Source organism: Archangium violaceum, assembly GCF_016859125.1.
GTDB lineage: Bacteria > Myxococcota > Myxococcia > Myxococcales > Myxococcaceae > Archangium > Archangium violaceum_A.
This window is the reverse complement of sequence record NZ_CP069338.1, coordinates 5,442,488-5,465,045: the sequence shown is the minus strand read 5'-3', so window position 1 is coordinate 5,465,045 and position 22,558 is coordinate 5,442,488. Positions and strand designations below refer to the sequence as shown.

20 protein-coding genes are annotated in these 22,558 nt (G+C 69.8%); 11 read left to right on the top strand and 9 right to left on the bottom strand.

All coding sequences use genetic code 11. From position 1 onward, the window contains the following. Positions 1–43: 43 nt before the first annotated feature. Positions 44–649: a hypothetical protein gene (locus JQX13_RS23445; protein WP_203411149.1), complete on the bottom strand. Its 606-nt coding sequence runs from the start codon at positions 647–649 to the stop codon at positions 44–46. Positions 650–754: 105 nt separating this feature from the next. Here JQX13_RS23445 and JQX13_RS23440 point away from each other — a divergent pair, with 105 nt between their 5' ends. Then, entirely contained in the window at positions 755–1,048 is a 294-nt protein-coding gene (locus JQX13_RS23440; RefSeq protein ID WP_203411148.1) for a hypothetical protein, read from the top strand. Between the two features lie 105 nt (positions 1,049–1,153). Here JQX13_RS23440 and JQX13_RS23435 read toward each other — a convergent pair whose 3' ends face one another. Further along, a complete protein-coding gene (locus JQX13_RS23435; protein ID WP_203411147.1) occupies positions 1,154–2,452 on the bottom strand; it encodes a UDP-glucose dehydrogenase family protein in 1,299 nt (432 codons plus the stop codon). An 87-nt stretch (positions 2,453–2,539) separates the two neighbouring features. After that, positions 2,540–3,514 (bottom strand): nucleotidyltransferase family protein, encoded by a 975-nt coding sequence (locus tag JQX13_RS23430; protein WP_203411146.1) that lies wholly within the window; start codon positions 3,512–3,514, stop codon positions 2,540–2,542. 221 nt (positions 3,515–3,735) lie between these two features. Between JQX13_RS23430 and JQX13_RS23425 the strand changes: the two genes are divergently transcribed. Further along, positions 3,736–5,061 (top strand): DUF418 domain-containing protein, encoded by a 1,326-nt coding sequence (locus JQX13_RS23425; RefSeq protein ID WP_203411145.1) that lies wholly within the window; start codon positions 3,736–3,738, stop codon positions 5,059–5,061. An 8-nt stretch (positions 5,062–5,069) separates the two neighbouring features. Here JQX13_RS23425 and JQX13_RS23420 read toward each other — a convergent pair whose 3' ends face one another. The 3 genes from JQX13_RS23420 to JQX13_RS23410 form a co-directional block, all read right to left on the bottom strand. After that, a complete protein-coding gene (locus JQX13_RS23420; protein ID WP_203411144.1) occupies positions 5,070–5,768 on the bottom strand; it encodes an acetoacetate decarboxylase family protein in 699 nt (232 codons plus the stop codon). Between the two features lie 64 nt (positions 5,769–5,832). Beyond that, the gene (locus JQX13_RS23415) at positions 5,833–6,888 is read right to left on the bottom strand and encodes a nucleotidyltransferase family protein (RefSeq protein WP_239015073.1); all 1,056 of its coding nucleotides are present in this window, start codon (positions 6,886–6,888) and stop codon (positions 5,833–5,835) included. After that, on the bottom strand, positions 6,885–8,369 hold the full coding sequence (locus JQX13_RS23410) for an MraY family glycosyltransferase (protein WP_203411143.1): 1,485 nt from the start codon (positions 8,367–8,369) through the stop codon (positions 6,885–6,887). Before JQX13_RS23410 ends, JQX13_RS23415 begins: the two co-directional genes overlap by 4 nt. A 207-nt stretch (positions 8,370–8,576) precedes the next feature. On the opposite strand from JQX13_RS23410, the gene JQX13_RS23405 reads away from it, so the two are divergent. Further along, a complete protein-coding gene (locus JQX13_RS23405; RefSeq protein ID WP_203411142.1) occupies positions 8,577–9,764 on the top strand; it encodes a glycosyltransferase family 4 protein in 1,188 nt (395 codons plus the stop codon). Positions 9,765–9,785: 21 nt separating this feature from the next. Next, on the top strand, positions 9,786–10,493 hold the full coding sequence (locus JQX13_RS23400; protein ID WP_203411141.1) for a class I SAM-dependent methyltransferase: 708 nt from the start codon (positions 9,786–9,788) through the stop codon (positions 10,491–10,493). Between the two features lie 16 nt (positions 10,494–10,509). On the opposite strand, the gene JQX13_RS23395 is transcribed toward JQX13_RS23400, so the two are convergent. Then, positions 10,510–11,508 carry a glycosyltransferase family 2 protein gene (locus JQX13_RS23395; RefSeq protein WP_203411140.1) on the bottom strand — a complete coding sequence of 333 codons (999 nt, stop codon included), beginning with the start codon at positions 11,506–11,508 and terminating at the stop codon, positions 10,510–10,512. Between the two features lie 107 nt (positions 11,509–11,615). Between JQX13_RS23395 and JQX13_RS23390 the strand changes: the two genes are divergently transcribed. Continuing rightward, positions 11,616–13,175 (top strand): lipopolysaccharide biosynthesis protein, encoded by a 1,560-nt coding sequence (locus tag JQX13_RS23390; protein WP_203411139.1) that lies wholly within the window; start codon positions 11,616–11,618, stop codon positions 13,173–13,175. 50 nt (positions 13,176–13,225) lie between these two features. On the opposite strand, the gene JQX13_RS23385 is transcribed toward JQX13_RS23390, so the two are convergent. Continuing rightward, positions 13,226–14,413 (bottom strand): glycosyltransferase family 4 protein, encoded by a 1,188-nt coding sequence (locus JQX13_RS23385; RefSeq protein ID WP_203411138.1) that lies wholly within the window; start codon positions 14,411–14,413, stop codon positions 13,226–13,228. A gap of 157 nt (positions 14,414–14,570) precedes the next feature. Between JQX13_RS23385 and JQX13_RS23380 the strand changes: the two genes are divergently transcribed. The 6 genes from JQX13_RS23380 (at position 14,571) to JQX13_RS23350 (ending at position 21,646) form a co-directional block, all read left to right on the top strand. Continuing rightward, the gene (locus JQX13_RS23380; RefSeq protein ID WP_203411137.1) at positions 14,571–15,797 is read left to right on the top strand and encodes a glycosyltransferase family 4 protein; all 1,227 of its coding nucleotides are present in this window, start codon (positions 14,571–14,573) and stop codon (positions 15,795–15,797) included. Continuing rightward, positions 15,794–16,984, top strand: a complete 1,191-nt coding sequence (locus JQX13_RS23375; protein WP_203411136.1) for a glycosyltransferase family 4 protein — start codon at positions 15,794–15,796, stop codon at positions 16,982–16,984. The genes JQX13_RS23380 and JQX13_RS23375 overlap by 4 nt, the downstream gene beginning before the upstream one ends. Beyond that, positions 16,981–18,135: a glycosyltransferase family 4 protein gene (locus JQX13_RS23370; protein WP_239015071.1), complete on the top strand. Its 1,155-nt coding sequence runs from the start codon at positions 16,981–16,983 to the stop codon at positions 18,133–18,135. The genes JQX13_RS23375 and JQX13_RS23370 overlap by 4 nt, the downstream gene beginning before the upstream one ends. A gap of 20 nt (positions 18,136–18,155) precedes the next feature. Next, complete coding sequence (locus JQX13_RS23365; protein ID WP_203411135.1) at positions 18,156–19,280, top strand: glycosyltransferase family 4 protein; 1,125 nt, start codon at positions 18,156–18,158, stop codon at positions 19,278–19,280. A gap of 552 nt (positions 19,281–19,832) precedes the next feature. Continuing rightward, complete coding sequence (gene sitA5 / locus JQX13_RS23355) at positions 19,833–21,290, top strand: SitA5 family polymorphic toxin (protein ID WP_430384188.1); 1,458 nt, start codon at positions 19,833–19,835, stop codon at positions 21,288–21,290. Next, complete coding sequence (locus tag JQX13_RS23350; RefSeq protein ID WP_203411132.1) at positions 21,290–21,646, top strand: DUF2019 domain-containing protein; 357 nt, start codon at positions 21,290–21,292, stop codon at positions 21,644–21,646. Before sitA5 ends, JQX13_RS23350 begins: the two co-directional genes overlap by 1 nt. 456 nt (positions 21,647–22,102) lie before the next feature. Here JQX13_RS23350 and JQX13_RS23345 read toward each other — a convergent pair whose 3' ends face one another. Continuing rightward, positions 22,103–22,444, bottom strand: coding sequence for a group II intron maturase-specific domain-containing protein (locus JQX13_RS23345; protein WP_203411131.1), 342 nt, complete (start codon positions 22,442–22,444; stop codon positions 22,103–22,105). Between the last annotated feature and the right edge of the window lie 114 nt (positions 22,445–22,558).

The window sequence follows — 22,558 nt, the reverse complement described above, 5'->3', positions numbered from 1 at the left end:
GTGGACGACCCGGGAAAGTGAACGGGTGGACGCGCCCGCCTGCTCAGAAGACGAGCGAGGCCACCGGGATGAAGCTCTCGCCCCGTCCATCGCGCCAGGCCTGCACGGAGGACTCCGGCCTCGTCCGCTTCAACTCCCGCAGCTCGTCCTCGAGCGCGCCGCGCTGGCGGATGAGCTCCTCCCGCTCGGCCTTGACCCTGCTCGAGGTCTCGAGGCCCGTGACGATCCCCGCGATGAGCAGGGCCACTCCGCCGCCGCCGAGCACCGAGAAGACCGCGCCCACGGCCACGAGCGTGGTCGCGTACGACACGGTCGACGTCAGTCCAATGATGATCATCGGGATGCCGACGAGCAGCAGCGGCGCCAGCACGTAGCCCGAGTAGGCCATCACGAGGGAGCCGATGGGCCAGTTCGCGTCCGTCCGGCGGAGGCGGGCGTTGATGTCCTCCACCTCACGGGTCAGCTGGCGGATGCGCGCCTCGCGGTCATCCGGAGCCGGCGCCTCCAACCGGGAGCCCTCCCCGGCGGGCGCACCTTGCGCGACGAGCAGCCGCGTCGAGGCACGGAGCTCCGTCTGGACGGGCGCCAGCAGCGAGGGCTGGCCGGGCAGGGGCGATACGGCGAGCAGGACGGCGACGAGGGACACCATGGCTGAACGGCCTCCAGGAAAGTGAGCGGCCAGCGAAGCTAGCACCCCCCCTTCGTTCGGCCATTGCTTGCATCCAGGGCGCCATCTGGCATCTTCACCCACCCCATGCGCCGCTCCGCCACCATCACCCTGCTCTTCTCCGCCCTGCTCGCCCTCGCTGGCTGCAAGAACCCGTGCCGGGAGTTGTCGGAGCGGCTCTGCGACTGCGTCGAGTCGTACCAGCGCGACGACTGCGTCCAACTGGTGGCCGAGCGCGAGCGGAACATCGAGCCCACCGACGAGGAGCTGAGCGTCTGCGAGCAGAAGCTGCAGACGTGCACCATCGACGCGAACAGGCCGGAAACCTGCGACATCCTCGAGACGGAAGCGGGCAAGGACGCCTGCGGTCTGTCTCGCTGAACCCGGCGCGTTGAACCCGGCCCGCTGACGGGCCAAGCAGCACCGGGCTCGGGAACGCGATCCCCGGACAGGAGGAGCGCGGTCCCAGGCCGTCCCCGGGGCGGACTACCGACGACCCAGGCCCATGTACGTGAAGCCCATGTCCCTCATCCGGTCCGGGTCGTAGATGTTGCGGCCGTCGAAGATGACCGGGGTCTTCATCAGCGCCTTCATGCGCTCGAAGTCCGGGTGACGGAACTCGTTCCACTCCGTGACGACGAAGAGCGCGTCCGCGCCCTCCAGCGCCTCGTAGGGCACGTTCGTGTAGCGGATGCGGTCGCCCAGCACGCGCCGCGCGGTGTGCTCGGCCACCGGGTCATGCGCCGACACCTTCGCGCCCTTGGCCAGCAGACCCTCGATGACCTCCACGGACGGTGCCTCGCGCATGTCGTCCGTCTTCGGCTTGAAGGCCAGGCCCCACACCGCGAAGGAGCGCCCCTCGAGCGAGCCGAAGTGCTTGAGCGCCTTCTGCACCAGCAGCTTCTTCTGCCGCTCGTTGGTGCGCTCCACCGCGCGCAGCAGATCCAACTCCAACCCCTGCTCACGGCCCTTGGCCACCAGCGCCTTCACGTCCTTGGGGAAGCACGAGCCGCCGTAGCCCACGCCGGGGAAGAGGAACGGATAGCCGATGCGCTTGTCCGCGCCCATGCCCTTGCGCACGAAGTCCACGTCCGCGCCCACCTTCTCGCAGAGCGCGGCGATGTCGTTCATGAACGAGATGCGCGTGGCGAGCATCGCGTTGGCCGCGTACTTCGTCAGCTCGGCCGAGCGCGTGTCCATGTAGAGGATGGGGTTCTCCGTGCGCACGAACGGCGCGTAGAGCTGGCCCATGACCTTGCGCGCCCGCTCCGACTCCGTGCCGATCACCACCCGGTCCGGCTTGAGGAAGTCGTCCAGCGCAGCGCCCTCCTTGAGGAACTCGGGGTTGGAGACGACGTCGAACTCCACCTCCGTCACCCGGGCGATGGTCTCGCGCACCTTGTCCGCGGTGCCCACCGGCACGGTGCTCTTGTCCACCACCACCGTGTACTGACGCATGGCCCGGCCGATCTGCTCCGCCGCGGCCAGCACGTACTGGAGGTCGGCCTCGCCGCTCTCGCCCTCGGGAGTGCCCACGGCGATGAACACCACCTGCGAGCGCGCCACCGCCGACGCCATCTCCGTGGTGAAGGACAGGCGCCGCTCCTTCGTGTTCTTGCGGATGAGCTCTTCCAGTCCCGGCTCGTAGATGGGGACCTCGCCCTGCTGGAGCATCGCGATCTTCCGCGCGTCGATGTCCACGCAGGTCACGTCATTTCCTGAGTCCGCGAAGCAGGTGCCCGCGACAAGCCCTACGTAGCCCGTTCCAATGATGGCGATATGCATGATCGTTCCAGATGCCAGAGGCAGGGATCGCTCATACGCCGGGAACGGCATGGAGGGGAAGGGGGCAGTGGGCGCCCAGGCCCCGTCTCATTGCCCGGTCAGCAACCGGCGCAGACGCTCCGAGCCCCGGACATGGCTCATCTTCCCGGGCTCGCTCGCCGGAAGGACGACCAGCCGATCCAACAACTCCCGCGTGGCGCGGCGCAGCGGGGGAAGTGCGGGCTTCAGATTCTCGGCAATCGAGGGGAAGAGCCGCGTCAGGATGGACAGCGACGTGTAGAGGGCGCGCTCCAGCCGCCACGCCTTCGCCCGCTCCAGCAGGACCGCCACGTCCACGGGGCGCGAATAGACGCTCCCCATCGACGTCGCCCCCGTCATCAGCTCGCGCAGGTCCAGGTAGGACAACCAGGGCATCTGGTAGCCCTCGCGCGCCTGCTCCAGGCACACGAGCAGCACCGCGTCCTCCAGGTCCGGACGGAACATGGACGGGCCGTACATCCTCATGGGCTTGGAGCGCTCGAAGATGCCCTGCACCTCCGCGCGCCGCTCGGCGCCGAGCACATCCGCGTACAGGAAGATGGGGGTGCGTCCGTCCGACACCACCTTCATCGCGCCGTGGGCCGGCTCGTTGGGCTCCGGGCGGAACTGGTGCTGGGCGAGGTAGCCAGCGAAGGCATCCACGTCCATGCGCCGCAGCAACATGGAAATTTCCAACACGGGACGGAAGCCCACGTGCGGATAGAGCGTGTCGGCGAAGGCCGCTCCGCCCGTGAGGAGCAGCTGACGGCCCTCGAGCTCGTCCACGCAGCGCTTGAAGTTGACGAGCTTCATCACGTTGTCGTTGACCGAGCCCGAGTAGATGCTCAGCAGCCGATCCCTCGCCCACTCCGGCGCGTCGGCTCCGCCGGCCAGGCGGTACTCGAGGTTGTAGGAGGCCAGCGGCGCCAGGCCCTGCGCGATGGCCCAGTCCACGTAGTCCTCCCAGGGAGCCCCGCGCAGCGAGCCACGCGGCGGGTCGAACGAAGCAAGGACGCGGAAGGTGTCGATGAGACTGATGGCCATGGCGACGCACCTTTAACGATTTCCACGCACAGGGTGCAATGAAAGCCCGCGACGCCCGGAGCATGGCAGTGGGAGCGACGGAGTTGTCCGGATGTGGCACCGCCCTGTCCGGAGATGGACAGGGGGAGGAGGACTCCGCGTGAAGAGGGAAGGTGCCGAGGGGCGGCCCGCTCGTGAGGAATAGGGGCGGGCTGGCACGGGTTGTGCGCTCTCTTGCGGACATGAGCCCACCGCCCACTCCGCTTCCCGCCCCGCCGTCCGAAGCCCGCCCGATAGACGCCAGCGAGCGACTCGACCTGCTCGACGTGCTGCGCGGCTTCGCGCTGTGCGGCGTCTTCGTCTCCAACGTCTTCGGGTGGTTCTCCGGCCGGGCCTACATGCAGCGCGCGCAGCTGGAGGCCGCCATGGCCTCGGCCTCGTGGTTGGACACCGCCGCCGTGTATGTCTCCGGGACGCTGGTGTCCGGCAAGTTCATCACCCTCTTCTCGTTCCTCTTCGGCCTGGGCTTCTCCGTGCAGATGATCCGCGCCGAGGCACGCGGCGCCGCCATCGCTCCGCTCTACATGCGGCGGCTGTGCGTGATGTTCCTCATTGGCGCCGCGCACCTGTTCGGGCTCTGGCTCGGTGACATCCTCACCACGTACGCGGTGCTGGGCTTCGCGCTGCTGCTGTTCCGCAAGCGCGCCGACAAGACGCTGCTCATCTGGGCCGCCGTCCTCATCTTCGCCATGCCGCTCGTGACGAACGTCCTCATGAAGGTCGTGCCCATGCTCGTGAACGGCGGTGGCGCGGAGGGTGCGGCCGAGGCGGCCAAGGCGGCCATGGAGCGCTCCAACCAGGCCCGGGCCCAGACGCTGGAGGCCTTCACCCACGGCACCTACTTCGAGGTCGTGCGCGCCAATGCCCGCTACTACCTCGGCCACTTCATCCAGGGCATGCTGCCCGTGCTGTTCGCCCTGCTCGGCCGGTTCCTGCTCGGGTTCATGGCCGGACGGCGGCGCCTCTTCCACGACGCGCCCCAGCACCTGGGGTTCTTCCGCAAGCTCCTCGAGTGGAGCCTCGTCCTCGGTGCCATCGGCAGCGCCGCCGGGCTCGTGCTGCAGTACATGATGCGCCAGAAGATGATCGACCCGCAGGCGCAGTGGCTCGTCCTCATGACGCCGGTGCGGCAGCTCAACGAGGTGGGCCTCGCCGCCGTCTACGTCTCGGGCCTCGTGCTCCTCTTCCAACGCGAGACGTGGCGGCGCTTGCTGCTGGTGCTCGCACCCGTGGGCCGCATGGCGCTGACGAACTACCTCGGCGAGACGGTCATCAGCCTCTTCGTGTACTACGGCTTCGGACTGGGGCTCATGGGGAAGCTGGGCCCCACGGCGAGCATCGGGCTCACCCTGGCCATCTTCTGCGTGCAGGTGGCCTTCAGCCACTGGTGGCTGGCGCGCTTCCGCTTCGGCCCCGCCGAGTGGGTGTGGCGCTCGCTGACGTACGGCAAGGCCCAGCCGATGCGCCGGACCGGGGCCCCCGAGGTCGCGACCGCCACGGCGGCCTGACGTGGCGCTCAGTCCACGGGCATCGCCGCGGGCAGGGTCCACTCGAAGTCGCGCACCTGGGCACTCACCCAGGGGCGGGCCTCCGCGACACCGAGCGAGGCCAGGGGACTGTCCGTCGGAATGAACCAGTCCGCGCCCTGGAGCAACCGGGGCGAGAAGCGGAGGTCCGAGTCCTTCGGGGCGTGCACCCGTCCGTTGAGCATCTGCAGGTTCGGCAGGCCGATGGGGATGCGGACGCTCGGCGGCAGCGCGGCGAGTGGCTCGAAGCGGACCCGCGCCAGCAACTTCCCCTGGGTATCCCAGCTCGACCCCGCGAAGGCACCTCCGCCCGGGGGCTGATGGTCGAGCTCGAAGCGCGCCATCACCTTGGGCATGCCCCACAGCGCGCGCCCTCCGCGCAGGGAGCGCTCGCTGTCCACCCACATATGGGTGACCGTCATGCCGAGGCGACCCGAGCCCCGCGTCTTCACACTGATGCCGCCGAAGAGCTCGCCGTAGGTCAGCACGCTCCCCTGCTGGTAGTCCACGAAGCAGGTGATGACGCACGCGCGGCCCGCCAGGGTGAACAGCTCGAAGGCCGGATCCAACTCGAACCGGACGCGCTCGGCGGGCACCATCCAGACGGAGAGGTACATCTGCCCGCGCAAGGTCCAGGGAGCGGGAGGGTAATCGTTCGACACCGAGGGCTCGACAGAGGAAGTGCTCACGCGTGAGTCTCCTTGACGCAAGGCGGCACAGCGTAGCGCCCCAGGGTCGGGACTCAAGACGTGTTCAAGGGGGAGAGGGGATGCGTTTCCCACGCAACGCCGCGAGCCCGTCCTCCCGCAGCCGGCGCACGGTGTAGCGCACCATGGGCAGCAACCGGGGCGCGAGCAGCAGCTTGGCCACCACCCACGCCGGCTTGTGCCGCATCAACTCCGTCCCCAGCAGCCGCTCCGCGCTGAAGAAGCGCGCCGCCATCCGCCGCTGCCACGAGGGCGGCGCCAGGGCGGCCAGCACCTCCTCCGGCACCGGCGCCCCCATCAACCGCCGCGCCGCCTCCAGCGCGTACCAGGCCAGGTGGGGGAAGGCCGAGCCCCGCGCCACCTCCACCACCCGCCCCCAGTCCAGCCCCGGGTGCGCCAGCATCAGCAACTTCAGATCGAACAGCCACGCCAGCCGCTGCAACAGGTGGTTGCTCGCGTGGAGCGCCAGATAGACGAGCTCGTCCTCCGCGCGCAGGTAGCGCACGCGCCGGCCCTCCAGCACCGACTCCTCCGCTCGGGCCAGCAGCGCCCGCGCCTCCAGCGCCTGGCCGTACCCCACGAGCGCCCGGAAGTGCAGCTCCACCATCCCCGCCGCGCCCGTGAAGGTCAGGTGGTGCTCGTGCTCCCGCGCATGCGCCGCCGCCGCCTCGCCGAGCGGCCTCAGCCCCAATCCCACCAGGGCACGCGACGCCACCTCCACCTCCGCGTCCGCCACCAGCAGGTCCACGTCCGTGGTGGCCCGCTGCAGCGGCTCCGGGTAGAGGCGCAGCGCCAGGCCGTACCCCTTCAGCAGCACCGGTACCACGTCCACGGCGGCCAGCGCTTCCAGGCTCCGCAGCAGCAGCGCCTTCACCCGCATGCCCCGCGCGGCCTGCGCCAGGGCCTCGCGGCGCAGCCGGGTGCGCACCGCCTCGTCCGGTGTCCACGCCGAGCGGCCCACCACGTGCTGCATGAAGCCCGCGAGCCCATGCCGGGCCGCCGCGTGCACCAGCGCGTCCACGTCCCCGGGCACGTCGCCCCGAGCGACCTCCGGCCAGGCGCGGAGCACGTCCAGCAGCGCCCGCGCCCCCACGCCGCTCACCGCCGCAACGCGATGACGCGCTGCGGATCCGCCTCGGCCTGGGCCAGCAGCTTCGCGGCCCGGTCTCCCAACGCGTCCGCCACCAACTCCAGCGCCAGCTCCTCGTCGCGGTTGATCTCCGCGCGCCCGTCACTCCAGGCCATCAGGAAGCGGCCGAGCTTCTGGTCCCCGCCCTTCACATCCAGGAACACCTCCAACGGCAGCGCCGAGCCCGCGGGCCGCTGCGTCTCGAAGGTGAGGCCATCCCGGTGATGGCCCTGCTGGCGCTCGAGGCGCAGCTCCAGGCGGGAGGCCTCGAGCGCATCCGCCAGCGGACGCACCGCGGCCCACAGGTCCTTCACCCCGGTGGCCGAGCGCACCGCGTCGGTCACATCCCTCACCAGCGAGCGCAGCCGGATGTTCCTGCGCCGCACCTCGCTCACGCCGCTGGCGCGCCGCAGGTCCAGGTAGCCCAGCTTGCGCATCAGCACCGCCACCACCACGCCCATCCCCATCAGCAGCATGGCGCTCTGGGCGCGGTTGGCCCAGTGCAGGCCGAGCGCCGTCAGGGTGAAGAGGGCGCACAGCCCGTACATCACCAGCACCGCCGAGCGGTGGCTGAGCACCAGCCGGCTCATCAGCCGGTGGTGGATGTGCTCCTTGTCCGCGCTGAACATGGGCCGGCCCACGAGCGTGCGCCGGATCATCGCCAGCAGGGTGTCCATGATGGGCAGGCCCAGCGCCATCACCGGCACCAGCATGGCCACCGCGGTCCCGCTCTTGGCGCTCGTCTTGATGGAGACGGCCGCCAGCACGAAGCCCAGGAACATGCTGCCCGTGTCCCCCATGAAGATGGAGGCCGGGTTGAAGTTGAAGACGAGGAAGCCGAGGATGGCGCCCGCCAGCGCCGCCATCATCAGGCACAGCACCACGTCCCCCCGGCTGAGCGCGAGGATGAAGTTGGTGCCCACCCCGAAGAAGGCCACTCCGCCCGCCAGCCCGTCCAACCCGTCGATGAGGTTGAGCGCGTTGATGACGCCCACCACCCACATCACGGTGAACGGCAGGCCGAGCACCCCCAGCGGCAGCTCCGGCCCGAAGGGGTTGGCGATGTGATCGATGCGGAAGCCGAGCGCGTACAGGCCGAGCGCCAGCACCAGCTGCACGGCGAACTTCAGCTTCGCGCCCGCGCCACGCAGGTCGTCGTAGAGGCCCAGCGCCGCCACGCCCAGGCCCCCACCGAACAGGCCCCACACCAGCGCCGTCTGCGACTGGAAGTGATTGCCCACCCCCGAGTCCACCAGGAAGAGCGCGCACAGCGGCGCGAAGAACCCGCCCACGATGCCGATGCCACCCAGACGGGGAATGGGCTGCACGTGAATCTTGCGGCTCGAATTGGCCTGATCCAACAGACCCCACGCCAGCGCCCGGTTGCGCACCACCAACGTCAACACCATCGCCACCATCAGCGCGACGAGAAAGGCGACCAGATAAGTGATCATCTTGGTGTCTCCAACCTCAATCAGGGCCGCGCATGGTGGCGGGGATGGCGCGGAGCGTCAATGTCGCATAAAGCCACATTTGTGTCGCCTGGATGCTGGGGGTCCCAACGGATAGGGATTCCTCGTTCCATGGTACTCATTGGGTGGGAATTCGAGGCTTTCTGTCATTTGCTATCCCAAGGGATGGGAATTCGGTAAGGGGGGCGCATGCAAAGGGAACGCTCCTCGAGCATGGCCCTGGTGACCGGAGCTCCGGCGGGTGCGGGAGGGATGGGGGTACACGCGGCCACCGTGCTGCGCGCGCTCGCCCACGGAGGGGCGCCGCTCCACGTGCTCGGGCCGCCTCCCACGGATGCTCGCCTGGCCGCTCTCCCTGGCGTCGTGTGGCACACCCCTCCGCGACTCCTGCTCTCGTCGGTGCAGCGCTGGACGCCCTACCGGTGGCTCACGGGAGCCCTCCAGCTGCGGCAGGACGCGCACCTGGGGCAGTGGGCCGCCTCCCGCCTGGAGCAGCTGCGGCCCTCCCGGCTGTACACCTTCACGCAGGTGGGGCTCGAGCCCCTCGAGTGGGCCCGGCGAGCGGGCGTGCCCTCCGTCGTCGACAACCCCAATGGGCACATCGCGGGTTTCCGAGCCATCTACGTCCGGGAGACGTGGCGACAGGCCCGCCGCCCCCACCTGGGACATCCCACGCCCGCGGCGGTCCGCCGCATCGAGCGTGAGTACGCGCTCGCCAACGCCATCCGTGTCGCGTCCCCGTGGTCTCGCGACTCCATGGTCCGCGGCGGCGTGCCCGAGGGGAAGATCGCCGTCATTGATCATCTCATCGACATCGAGCGCTTCCGCCCACCGGCCACGCGGCCTCCCGCGGAGGGACCGCTGCGTGTGTGCTTCGTCGGCTCGCTCGATGTACGCAAGGGCTTCCACTACCTGCTGCGCGCCATCCGTCAGGTGGGCGCCGGGCGCGTCCAGCTCCGCATCGTGGGCGCCACGGGAGACCGCGTGTCCCGCCAACTCTTCCAGAGGGAGAGTCAGGGGCTCGCGCTGGAGGCGGTGCCGGGAGATCCACGCCCGGCCTACGCGAACGCCGAGCTCTTCGTGCTGCCGACGCTGGAGGATGGCTTCGGGCTGGTGGTAGGAGAGGCGATGGCCAGCGGGCTGCCCGTCGTCGTGACAGACCAGTGTGGAGCCGCCGCGTGGGTCGAGCCCGGGCAGACGGGCTGGGTCGTCCCCGCTGCGCGGGAACAGGCGCTCGCGGCCGCGATGGAGAAGGCGTTCCGTCAGCGCGCGGAGCTATCGGGTATGGGAGCGCGAGCCCGGGCCGCCATCGAAGCACGCGCGGCGGCGGACCCGTTGACCCGGCTGCGCACGTGGTTCGAATCCGTCGTTTCATGACTCGAGAGAAGGGAAACGAAAATGGAAGCACTCATTACCCGGCTGCGTCCGCTCGCCCGCTTGTTGCCGGCGGGGCTGAATGACACCCTCCGGGGCGTGGTCCGTGACTGGCAGCTCCGTCGCGCCGTGGAGCGCATCGCCGCGCTGCCGCCCGGCCAGCTGCCCACGCGCCAGATGCTGGAGGAGCTGCGGGCTGGCTGGGGCAACATGGGCTATGCCGCGCGTCCCGAGTACCTGCAGGAGCTGATGAACCGCGCCGTGAACACCTCCGGCCCCATCCTCGAGTGCGGCTCGGGCGTGTCCACCCTGCTGCTGGGGCTGCTGGCGGGCCGGCGCGGCGTGGAGACGTGGACGCTGGAGCACATGCCCGAGTGGCACGCGCGCGTCTCCGGTGCCCTGGAGCGCACCGGCATCCCCAACGTGCACAACTGCCTGGCCCCCATCCAGGACCGCGGTGGCTACTCCTGGTACACGCCCCCGGTGGAGCGCATGCCCCGGGCCTTCCAGCTCATCATCTGTGACGGCCCTCCTGGGAACACCCCCGGCGGACGCTATGGACTGTGGCCGGTGCTCGGCGAGAGGCTGGCTCCGGGCGCGGTCATCCTGCTGGACGACGCGGAGCGGCCCGGCGAGGAGGAGGTCCTGCAGCGCTGGTCCAAGGAAGCGTCGATGCGCGTGGACATGCGCCGGGTGTCCGGCGGCGCCTACGCCGTCATCACCCGCTCCTGAGCACCCGGCGCTCGGCTCACTCCCGCCAGCGCAGCGTGAGATAGCGCCGCACGGCGCCCCGGGCGAGCCGGGTCCGCCAGACCGTGAGGAACAGCTGCCCCTCACGGTACCGGGCCTCGGAGACGAGCCCCCGCTCCCGGCACCGGCGCCACACCGCGAAGGACTCCTCCCGGAGCCCCTGCTCGCGCAGCTGCTCGCCCACGCTGAGGTGGAGCCGGGCCAGCAGCAGCCGCCGCCGCGAGGTGAGACCACCACTCGCCTCCAGGTAGCGCTGCCCGGAGGCCACGGCGCGCTCCACCCCGCGCAGCTGCGCCGGCCCCCGCTTCTTCACGGAGACGGCGACCCGCGCGGGCGTCTGCACCCGATGGAAGAAGCAGGGCCCGTCGGGGAAGCACCGGTAGCGCGCTCCCCGGGCGAGCGCGCGCACGTAGAAGTCCCAGTCCTGCCAGCACGGCAGGGCCTCGTCCCACGGGCCGAGCGCCACCAGGGCCTTCCTCCGCCAGAGGGCCCCGGCCGTCTGCCAGGGAATGTCCACGCGCAGGTAGCGCTCGATGTCGTCCCGATCCGGCTCGGCCGGCGTCACGTGCCGCATGTCCCCGGGCCGCTCGAGGAAGTGCTGGTGGGGGAAGACGCCGAAGTCCAGCTCGGGACTGGCCTCCATCCGCCGCACGCGCTCGCGCAGGCAGCTCGGGGAGAAGGCATCGTCATCGTCGAGGAAGACGAGGTACTCGCCCGTGGAGGCGGCGAAGCCGAGGTTGCGGCAGCGGTTTCCCCCCGCGGGCTCTCCCTCTCGCACCACCCAGCGGATACGAGGGTCGGCATCCGCCCACTCCCGCAGGCGCGCCAGCGTGCCATCCCGGGAGCCATCGTCCACGACGATCGCCTCCCAGTCCGCGTAATCCTGCCGCTGGAGCGACTCCAGCGCCTCGGTGAGCAGCGGCAGACGATCCTTGGTGGGAATCACCACCGAGACCCGGCCCCGGACACCGATGTTCGTTCCGGTGGGCTCTGACATGGCGGCGCATCCTAGACGAAACGCGGCCGATGGCGACGCGTGATTGCACGGGCCTGCTCGCCCCCCGACCAGCAGAGGGAGAATGGGCACTTGCCGCGAGAGAGGGGATGGCCGATGGTGCGCCGGTGACTCGCTCCAGTCGATTCCTGAGCGGCTTCAGCTTCGGACTCGCCAACCAGGTGCTGACCCTGGTGGTGGGCCTGTTCCTCACGCCCTTCCTGCTGCGGCACCTGGGCCAATCCGACCTGGGCATGTGGCTCGTGGCCAGCTCGCTGATGGGCTACCTGGGGCTGCTGGACCTGGGAGTGGCCGCGCTGCTGCCGCGTGAGACGGCCTACGCCGCGGGACGCAACCCCGAGCGGCCCCTGCCCGCCGTGGCGGACGTGTTCGGCCAGGCGCTGCAGATCGCGCTGCTCCAGCTGCCCCTGGTGGCCGTGGGAGCGCTGCTGCTGCTGCCGCTGCTCCCGGAGAGCGGCGAGAAGCTCCTCTACCCCTTCCTGATGGTGCTGGGCACCTTCGTCCTCATCTTCCCGCTGCGCCTCTTCCAGGCGGTGCTCTCGGGCCTGCAGGACCTGCGCTTCCTCGGCATCCTGCAGACGGTGAGCTGGGCCGCGGGCACCGCGGCGAGCATCGGCCTGGTCCTGGCGAACGCGGGCCTGTTCGCGGTGGCCGCCGGTTGGGTGGTGACCCAGGGCCTGTCGGCGCTCGCCTGCCTGTGGCGTCTGCGCACCGCCTACCCGGAAGCCCTGCCCCGCAAGCTGCCCAAGCTCTCGATGGAGGGCATCCGCTCCTGGCTGTCGCGGTCCCTGTGGATCACCGTGTCCAACGTGGCGCAGCTGCTGCGGCTGGGCACCGACGTGGTCATCATCGGCAAGCTGCTCGGGCCCGAGGCGGTGGTGCCCTTCACCTGTACGGCCAAGCTGGTGAGTGTGCTCTCCAACGCGCCGCAGCTGGTGCTGTCCAGCGCCCAGCCCGCCCTGGCCGAGCTGCGCATGAGCAGCAACAAGGAGCGCATCACCGAGGTGGCCAGCGCGCTCGAGCGGCTCACGCTGTTCGTCAGCGGCGCCGTCTTCTGTGGCGTGCTGTCCATCAACGAGGGCTTCGTCCTGGAGTGGGTGGGCGCGGAGCAGTACGGCGGACTGGGCCTGACGCTGCTGTTCCTGACGAGCATGCTGCTGCGTCACTTCTGCCTCTCGGTGAACACGTGCCTGTTCTGCTTCGGCCATGAGCGGAGGCTCGCCCTGACGGCCATCACCGACGGAGCGGTGACGCTGGTGGCGATGTGGACCGGCGTGTACCTGGCCGGGTGGAAGGGCGCCGCGCTCGCGCCCATCATCGGCATCTGCACGGTGTCGCTGCCGATGAACCTGTCCCTCTTCGCCAGGGACACCGGGCGCTCGGTGGGGCAGGTGCTGCGCAACCTCGCGCCCTGGGCCGTGCGGTGCGCGGCGGTGGCCGCGCTGTCGCTGGGCATCACGATGGTGCTGGCGCCGCGAGGCTTCCCCCTGCTGACACTGGCGGGTGCGCTGGTGGGCGGCGTCTACCTGTTCATCATGAGCCCACTGCTGTTCCAGGGGACCCTGGGCACGTACGTCCGCCCCCGCCTGGAGGCGCTGCGCGCCCGGTTCGTCTCCGCCCGGGGAGGCGGCAGGCTGGGCACGGGCTAGCGGAGCTCCACCGTGGATGTCCCCTCTCCCAGGGGGAGAGGGAGCATGGCTCACCTCACGAGGTGCTCGCACAGCGCGTCCACGTGGGCCTCGGCGTTGAAGCGCCGGGCCATGCGCCAGGCCCCCTCGCGTAGCCGGGCATGGTGGCCCACATCGGAGAGCGCCCGGACGATGGCGCCCGCGAGCCCCTGGGACGTGGGCGGATTGCCCGGAGCCAGCTCCCCGGACACGCCCGGCTGGCACCAGTCGGGGATGCCGCCCACCGCGAAGGCCACCGCGGGCAGGCCCACTCCGCCCGCCTCCACCCCCACGAGTCCGAAGGGCTCGGGCCAGACGCTGGGCACCGCGAGCAGGTCCGCCTTCCGCATCAGCTGCTCCCGCGCGGGCCGGTCCACCCAGCCCGCGAAGCGCACCGGCACCCGCCGCGCCGCCGCCTCCTGTTGGATGCGCGGACGCTCCGGACCATCTCCCGCCACCACCAGCTCCAGCTCGCGGCCCAGCGCCGCACGGGCCACGGGCAGCGCGCGCACCAACTCCACGCCGCCCTTCAGCTCCGTGAGCCGCCCCACCATCAGCAGCTGTCCGGAGGGAGGCCGGGGCGCGGGCGGCTCCGCATCCAGCACGCCATCGCCGAAGAGGCTCACGCACACCACCTGGGACTCGGAGAGCCCGTGTCGGAGGTACTCCTCGCGCATGGCCCGGCTGCCCACCAGCACGGTCCCATAGCGGCGCACGAGCGCGAGGCGGCGCTGCTGGTAGTGGTACTCGCGCACGGCCGTGAGGGGACTGCGCCCACCGCAGCGGCGCGGGAGGTAGTGCACCAGGCATCCGGGGCCGAGCACGCGCTCACAGGGAACGGGCCAGGGGAAGGCATGGCGCTTCATCCCGCTGATGCACGTGCCGTAATAGGCATGGAGGAAGAGCAGCGCCGGGTAGCGCTCCAGCAACGCCTCCTCCAGTTCGAGGTCCTGTACACCTTGCTGGTAGACACGCTCGGGCCGCCACGCCGCCACGCCCTCGAGCGCGCCCCGCCGTCCGAGCGCGGCGAGGTTCCACACGGGAAGGTCGAGCCCCTCGTCGACGCGCGTCTGACCCGGGCCGGCGTCGTGCTCGAAGAGGAGCCCGGGGGAATGACCGCGGGCCTGGAGGAGTGGCAGCAACGTGCGCAGGTACGACTCCACTCCACCCACCACCGCGCGGTGCCGCGTGACGAGGAGGATACGAAGGCCGTGGCTCATGAGGGTCTCCCTATACCGCCCCAGCCCCGGCCCCGGGGAACGATCCTTGCCTGCTCAGGCCTTTCCACCCCCGGGCAGCCGGCCAGGCCTTGTCCGACTCCTCGCTGCTTGCATCCGCTTCTTGACCTGGCCAGTCGCCTCTGGTGGTTTGCGCCGGGTGCGTTTGCTCTTCCTGAGTCCCGTGGGCGTGGTCGGTGGTGCGGAGCGGACACTCCTGGACCTGTTGGATTGCCTGCGCCGTGCGCCAGATGCCCCGTGGCTCGGTCTCATCACCGGCGCGGAGGGGCCTCTGACCGAGCAGGCGCACGCCATGGGCGTGAAGACGCTCGCCCTCCCCCTGCCCACCGAGCTCGCCTCGCTCGGGGACTCGCAGCTGCGGGGCGCTGGAGCGGACCGCTTCCTGCGCTTCGGCGCCTCCCTGGCCCGGGCCACTCCGGCCGCGGCGGCCCACCTGCGCTCCCTCCAGCGGGCCCTCCAGGACTTCCGCCCCACCCTCATCCACTCCAACGGCCTCAAGACCCACCTGCTCACCGCCGTCTGCGCCCCGGGGGCACCCGTGGTGTGGCACCTCCATGACTTCCTCGGCGAGCGGCCCCTGGTGCGGCGGTTGCTGCGAGTGGCCGGGGTGCGCGCGTCGGCGGCCATCGCCAACTCGGAGGCGGTGGCCAGGGACGCCCGGCGGGTGCTCGGCCGCGTCCCGGTGCACCCGGTGCACAACGGCGTGGACACGGAGCGTTTCTCGCCCGGTCCGGCCGATGGCGGACACCTGGATGCGCTCGCGGGTCTGCCTCCGGCTCCCGAGAACACGGTGCGGCTCGGGCTGGTGGCCACCTACGCGCGATGGAAGGGACAGGAGGTGTTCCTCCAGGCGGCGGCACGCCTGCGCGCCCGGGTCCCCACCCAGGCGGTGCGCTTCTACGTGGTGGGCAGCCCGGTGTACCGCACGCCCGGCTCTCAATTCTCAGAGGCGGAGCTGCGCGACACCGTGCGGACGCTGGGCCTGGAGGGCCACGTGGGCTTCATCCCCTTCCAGACGGAGCCCGCGCCCATCTACCGGGCCCTCGACGTCATGGTGCATGCCAGTACGCGGCCGGAGCCCTTCGGGATGACCATTGTCGAGGCCATGTCGTGTGCCCGGGCGGTGGTGGTGTCCGCCGCGGGTGGGGCCGCGGAGCTCGTGCGCACCGAGCATGACGCGCTGACCTTCGTGCCCGGGGACGTGGAGGGGCTCGCCCAGGTGATGGCGCGGCTCGTCCGGGAGCCGGAGCCGAGGACGCGGCTGGGAGAGGAAGCCCGGCGCTCGGTGCTCGCGCGCTTCACCCGCGAGCGCTACGCCGCACAGGTGCGGGACATCTACGCGCGGGTGCTGGGAGGGCGGACATGAGCGGACGGTACGCGGATGCACGCGGCGTCTCCTGGCACCTCCTCACGGGCGAGTTCCCCCCGCAACCCGGCGGGGTGAGCGACTACACGTGGCAGGTGGCCGAGGGGCTCGCGCGCGAGGGCTGTGCCGTCCACGTCTGGGCTCCGGGCGAGTCGCGGAGCACGCCGTCTCCCGAGGGGGTCACCGTGCACCGGCTCCCCGAGGGCTTCGGTGTGAGGGGCCTGGCACGGCTGGAGCGCGAGCTGGAGCGGCTGCCCGGCCCGAAACGGCTGGTGGTGCAGTACGTGCCCCACGCCTTCGGCTACCGGGCGATGAACGTCCCCTTCGCGATGTGGCTCGCGCGGCGCCGGCGGGACGAGGTGTGGATGTTCTTCCACGAGGTCTGCTTCCCCTGGGGCTGGAGGCTGCCGTGGCGCCACAACGTGCTGGGAGCCGTCACGCGGGCGATGGCGGCGCTCGTCCTGGCTCGGGCGGACCGCGTCTTCGTCTCCACCCTGTGGTGGAACAGGCTCCTCCACGCGCCGCCGCGCCGGGTGCCCATCGAGTGGCTGCCCGTGCCGAGCAACCTGCCCACGCAGCCACCCGCGAGCGCGGTGGAGGCCATCCGCGGCTCGCTGCGCACGAGCCCGGACACGGTGCTGCTCGGCCACCTGGGGACGTACGGCGATCTCATCGCGGGCATGTTGGAGGAAGTGCTGCCCGCGCTGCTGCGCCAGGACGCGCGCCGGGTGGCCGTCCTCGCGGGCCGGGGAGGCCCACGCTTCGCCGAGCAACTCATCGCCCGTCACCCGGAGCTCACCGGACGCGTGCGCGCGCTGGGCGGGCTGCCGGGAGACGAGCTCTCCGCCACGCTGAAGGCGTGTGACGTGCTCCTGCAACCCTTCCCCGACGGGCTCAGCACGCGCCGCAGCAGCGCCATGGCCGGACTGGCGCTGGGCGTGCCGCTAGTGACCAACGCCGGCCCCGCCACGGAGCCCTCCTGGCACGGCTCCGGCGCGCTCGCGCTGGCCCCCGAGCCCACGAGCACCGCGGTCCGGGAGGCCGCCGAGGCCCTGCTATCCGCGCCGGAGACGTGGCCCGTCCTCGGCCAGCGCGCCGCCGACTTCTACACGGAGAACTTCTCGCTCGCGCACACGCTGAACGTGCTGCTGGACCGCACGAGTGCGCGCGTGGTGGAGGACACATGAGCCACGACGAGAGCCCGCTGCGCCTGGCGTTGCTGATGGACCCGCTCGAGGAGGGGTGGCCGAGCATGGACCTGGCGGGCGAGGCGCTGCACCAGCAATTCCACGGCCCTCTCGCGAATGAGGTGTGGGTGACGTCGGTGCGCCCGAAGATGGTGCCCCTGGCACGCAAGCTGCCCGTGCTGCGCGAGCGCCGGGCCGCGCTCAACGTGGACCGGGTGCTCACGCGCTTCCTCACCTACCCGGCCCGAGCGGCCCTCCGCAACCGGGGGCAGGACGCGTACCACGTCGTGGACCACACGTACGCGCAGCTGGTGCACGCGCTCCCGCCCGAGCGCACGGGCGTGTACTGCCACGACCTGGATGCCTTCCGCAGCATCGTGGAGCCCCAGAAGGAGCCGCGGCCGGCGTGGTTCCGGGCCATGGCGTGGGCCGCGTTGAAGGGGATGCAGCGAGCGGCGGTGGTGTTCCACTCCACCCAGGCGGTGCGCGAGGAGTTGCTGCACCACGGACTGGTGCGCCCGGAGCGGCTGGTACACGCGCCCCTGGGCGTCTCGGCGGAATACGGTCCCGAGCCGCTGCCAGGAGACACGAGTGACGAGGTGCTGCGTCCGCTCGGAGGCCGGCCCTTCGTATTGCACGTGGGCAGTGGGATTCCCCGCAAGCGCGTGGACGTGCTCTTCGAGGTGTTCGCGGCGCTGCGCCGCCAGCACCCGGAGCTGCACCTGGTGCAGCAGGGGGCGGCGCTCAACGAGACACAGCGGGCCCAGGTGGCGCGGCTCGGCCTGGGCGACGCGCTGCTGCAACCGCCGAAGCTCGACAGGGCGACGCTGGCGGGGCTGTACCGCAAGGCCCGGGTGGTGCTCGTGACGAGCGAGTCCGAGGGCTTCGGTCTGCCCGTCATCGAGGCCCTGGCCTGCGGAACACCCGTGGTGGCGAGCGACCTGCCCGTGCTGCGCGAGGTGGGTGGGGACAGCGCCACCTATGCCCCGGTGGGAGACATCGGCGCATGGGCGGAGGCGGTGAACCGCGTCCTGGAGTCGACGGAGCCCGACACGGCGCGGAGCCAACGCGTGACACGCGGGCGCGGCTACTCCTGGACGAACCACGCCCGCATCATCCTCGACACCTACCGCCGGCTCACGGGACGTTGAGCCGTGCTCCTTGGAGACGCATGAAGCTGGCGCTCGTCACCCACAACGTCATTCGCGGCGATGGCCAGGGTCGCGTCAACTACCGCCTGGCCCTCCACGCACTCGCCCGGGGCCACCAGGTGCTGCTGCTGGCCGACCAGGTGGAGCCGGATCTGCTCGAGCGCGGCGCCCGCTGGATGCGCATCCACCCCCGCGTGCAGAAGCCCCACCTGCTGAAGGTGGAGGAGTTCACCCAGCGGGCCTCCGCCCTGGTGCGGCGCGTGCGCGGCGAGGTCGACATCATCCACGCCAACGGCTACGTGCTGGACACGCCGCACCACCTCAACACCTCGCACTTCGTCCACGCGGCGTGGCTGAACTCGAGCGTGCGGGCCTCCGAGGTAACGGGCCGCCTCCAGTCCAGCTACCAGTGGCTGTACACGGCGGCCAACGCGCGTTGGGAGCAGAAGGCCTACCGTCAGGCCCGCCTCGTGGCCGCGGTGTCGGAGCCGGTGCGCGCGGACCTGCTCGCCACGGGCCTGTCCCCCGAGCACGTGGTGACCGTCCCCAACGGCGTGGACCTGGAGGAGTTCCGTCCCGGGAAGGAGTCTCGCGCGCCGTGGGGCCTGCCCGAGGACAAGCCCCTGGCCCTCTTCGTGGGAGGCATCCGCACGGGCCGCAAGAACCTGGACACGGTGCTGACCGCGCTGCGCGAGGTGCCGGGGCTGCACCTGGCCGTCGTGGGAGATGTACGCGGCTCGCCCTTCCCCGCCCTGGCGCAGCGGCTGGGAGTGGCGGACCGGGTGAGCTTCCTCGGCTTCCGTGACGACGTGGCCCGGCTGCTGCGCGCGAGCGATCTCTTCGTGTTCCCCTCGCGCTACGAGACCTTCGCGCTGGTGGTGCTCGAGGCCCTTGCCTCCGGCGTGCCGGTGGTGACGGCGAGTTCGGTAGGGGCCGCGAGCCTCGTGACGCCCGAATGCGGTGTCGTCCTGCGGAACCCGGAGGACGCCGCCGCGCTCGCCCGGGCGATGCGCACCCTGGTGGAGGACGCACCGCTGCGCGAGCGCATGGGACTGAAGGCGCGCGAGGTGGCCCGGGAGCACGGCTGGGAGCAGATGGCCGATTCCTACTTCCGCCTCTACGAGCGGCTCGCCCTCAGCGCATGACCCGCTTGAGCACTTCGCGCACGCGCCCGGCCAGCACCGCGTAGTGTCGTGGCGCGATCGCCAGATTCTCTGGCGGAGGGTTCGATTCCCGCCGCCTCCACTGGCACACCCAGCTTTCACTACCTGGGATTTATCGAGCGCTCTTGAGCCCTGGACGCTGGCGGGGGCGGCGCTGGTGGACTCGACGGGGGAAGAGGTGGAACTTGCCCGGTGGCTAGAGGCGCCCATTCCCCCGGGGCCGACTGGGGGCTTTATCGTGGTAGGCACCGAGAGAGCACCGGAGCAACTCGGCTGCCCCTGCACCCTCAAGCTATGGGAAGCGCAGGGGCCCCGCACCGTCACCCTCGGGAACGTCACGTTCCCGTCTGTAGAGCAAGGAGGCGAGCGCAAGTGAGTAGTGCCGTCGCCCCATGCAGCCCGAGGGAAGCACTACCTACCCGATGTTTTTTTGGCACCTCACCAGACCCGACGGCTTGACCTAGCTATCAGCCGTTTTCTGTAATCGGCGGGTTTTGCTTCCAACTCGGGCGGCTCGCCCGGAGAGGTGCGTAAATGTCTAGGCATGCCGTCGATACTCGCCCAGTGGGCACACGGCGGCCCTTGCGCGTGGGGGTGCTGGCCCTGGCGGCGTTGATGCTGGCTACAGCGTGCGCCACGGGGGCTCCCTCCGGCGGACGGCTGACAGCGTACCGTTCCAGCCTGCCCACTCCCGAGGGCTCCTCCGAAGCGTGGACGCTGGAGGCGGAAGCCTACGAAGAAGACACAGGCGACGGCGAGGCCATCTTTTCCAACCTGCCCACGGACTTTCAGCCGGTGAGGGTCAGTGACTCCGAGCTCAGGGCCGCTCTGGCAACGTTTTGGCTCGAAGTCCCGCTGCGGGTGTCCACCTCATGCCCCCCGTTGTACGTCGGCCGGAAGCTGGCACTAGCGTCTGCGCCTTTGAGCGGCGAGGCGTGGCAATCAGACCTGGCGCAGTCCTATGGGCGATTTTGCGAGCGGCGCGGTACTCCTGGCGACTGTCTAACGTTGTTCGACGATGGACCCCGCCTGCAAGCCAACGATAAGCGCAGCATCGCCCTTGCCCTGGCGGTGGGGCCCGCCCTGGAAGGCGTGGATGCGGAAGTGCGGGCCATGCTCAACCCGACGCGGGTACTTGCTACTCTCAGCTTCACGATTACAGCCTATATGGCTCTATTGCTTGCACCCGAGCCCATCACGAAGGGCGTTGCGCTCGCGTTCTCCGTGCTCATGTGGGGCTATCTCGGATGGGAATTCTTCGAGCTGCTACGAGCCTATGCGCAGCTTTACGAAGATGCGCCGCAAGCTTCTAGTTTTGCGGAGCTGCGGGAGATAGGCGAGCGATTCGGCCGTGTCACCGCCCCCAATAGCGTGCGAATTCTCGTCATGGTGGCGACGGCGGCGATAGGTGAAACGGCCGCGCTCATGTCGAAAGGGCCGAAGCTGCCGGGCTTCGGGCAAGCCTCGCGCACGGTCGAGGCAAACACTGGGCTTCGCCTGATGGATGCGGCAGCCGGTGCCGAGCGAGTCATTCTTTCCGTGAACGAGGGCACGATCCGCATTGTCCTGCCAGTTAATGCCGTGTCCATGACTACGCGGAACGGAGGAGGCGCGCGCCCTGCACTCAAACCCAATGAGCCCACGAAAGGCGGCAGACTTCTCACAGGTGGTTATCGTGCCTTCAAGTCGTTCAGAGCTTTCAAACGTTACATGGGCAAGGCAGGCGACGGGCTGGAATGGCATCATCTTATCGAAAAGCACAAATTCAACCTCAAGCGCTTCGGTGCCGAGGCTCTTCATAACACTGAAAATATTATTCCGCTAAACAAGGATCTGCATGCGAAGGTCAGTGCGTTCTATTCTTCAAAGAGGCCCAGCATTACAAACTCATACGACTTGACCGTGCGAGAGTGGATAAGAACTCAAAGTTATGACAAGCAGCGCTCGTTTGCGCTGCTTGCCATAGAAAAGATCAGAACTGGGGAGTGGTGATGGCGAAGGATCTAGAAAGGATTGTGGAGGAATTTGCGGAGAACGTGGCCGCGCAGACGGAAGCGATAAGGAGAGGAGACGCAAAGACGGGCAACAAGCACGCTAGTCGTTATATATCTGCGCTCAAGAAGCTGCGGTTGGAGGGTGATGCCGGACGTGATGCACTCGCCGTTCTGCTCAAGCATCCTCGCGCGGATGTACGGGTTAGTGCTGCTGCGTTCTTGCTGCGTTATCGAACGGCAGAAGCAAAAGCAGTGCTGGAGGCAGCCGCCTCCGGGGGCGGTGTTGCGGCTATTGATGCGATCATGGCCCTGAAACATTGGGAGGAAGGCACCTGGAACTTGGATCCTGGGTGATCCCCGAAACACGGGCCGGTGGTGGCCATGGCAGCCACCCCAAGGCCGCGAGGAGATGCCCGAAGCTCGGGCCGGTGGAGGCCCCCAGGGCGGCAGGCGAGGCCGGTACTCGGGTCAACGGTGCTCGGGGTGGTGGTGGTCCCCAGGGCGCGGCAGGCGCGGCTCGGGGCGATGGATGCCACCGGGGCCGGGCATTAGTAGGCTAGGGCATCGGCGCCAGAAGTTAGCCCGAGGGACGAAGTGCTCGCCACTTATCGCCCGGCGAGGGGTCCAAGGGGAGTAGAGGGGGGCGGGAGGCGCGGTGCTGCTCGGGTTCGTCGGCGCCAACTGCGAGGGTCCGCTTCCGCTCGCCCTCTCGCCGAGTCTCACCCGCAGCCCGTTTCCTCCTCGCCTCTCATCGAACCGGACGTGCGGATTTCCCGCATCCGGCTCTCGGACAGATTTCACGTGGGGCATTCAGCGTAAGAGGCTTTGCAGTTCCAGCACTCCGAGATCGCGGTGCACCTCGGCGTACGTGAAACGAGCCGTTGACGACGGCAACTTGTGGCGCCTCCTCAGGAGATTCCTCACCCTCTGCGCGACGTGGATGTCCATCACGCGAAAGCTGGGGCGGGGCGTACCATAGGCGAAGTAGCCCGCCCACCCGTGGAGGAACCGGTTGAGCTCATCCCGTATCTCCTCCCAGCGCTCGGTTCTGCCGCGCCAGAGAAGTTGGCTGAGCCGCTTCCGGGCTGCGCTCATTGCCTTCTTCGAGGGCCGGGCCCCCAGGTACCGGTTGCCGGTCTTCTTATGCACCATCGGACCAAACTCGTACCCCAGGAACCGGAAGTGTTCCTTCCGCGCGTCGCGAATGCTCGTCTTCTCCTCATCCCGCCTTATTCACGAGAGGTGCAGGAGGATGACCGGAAAAGG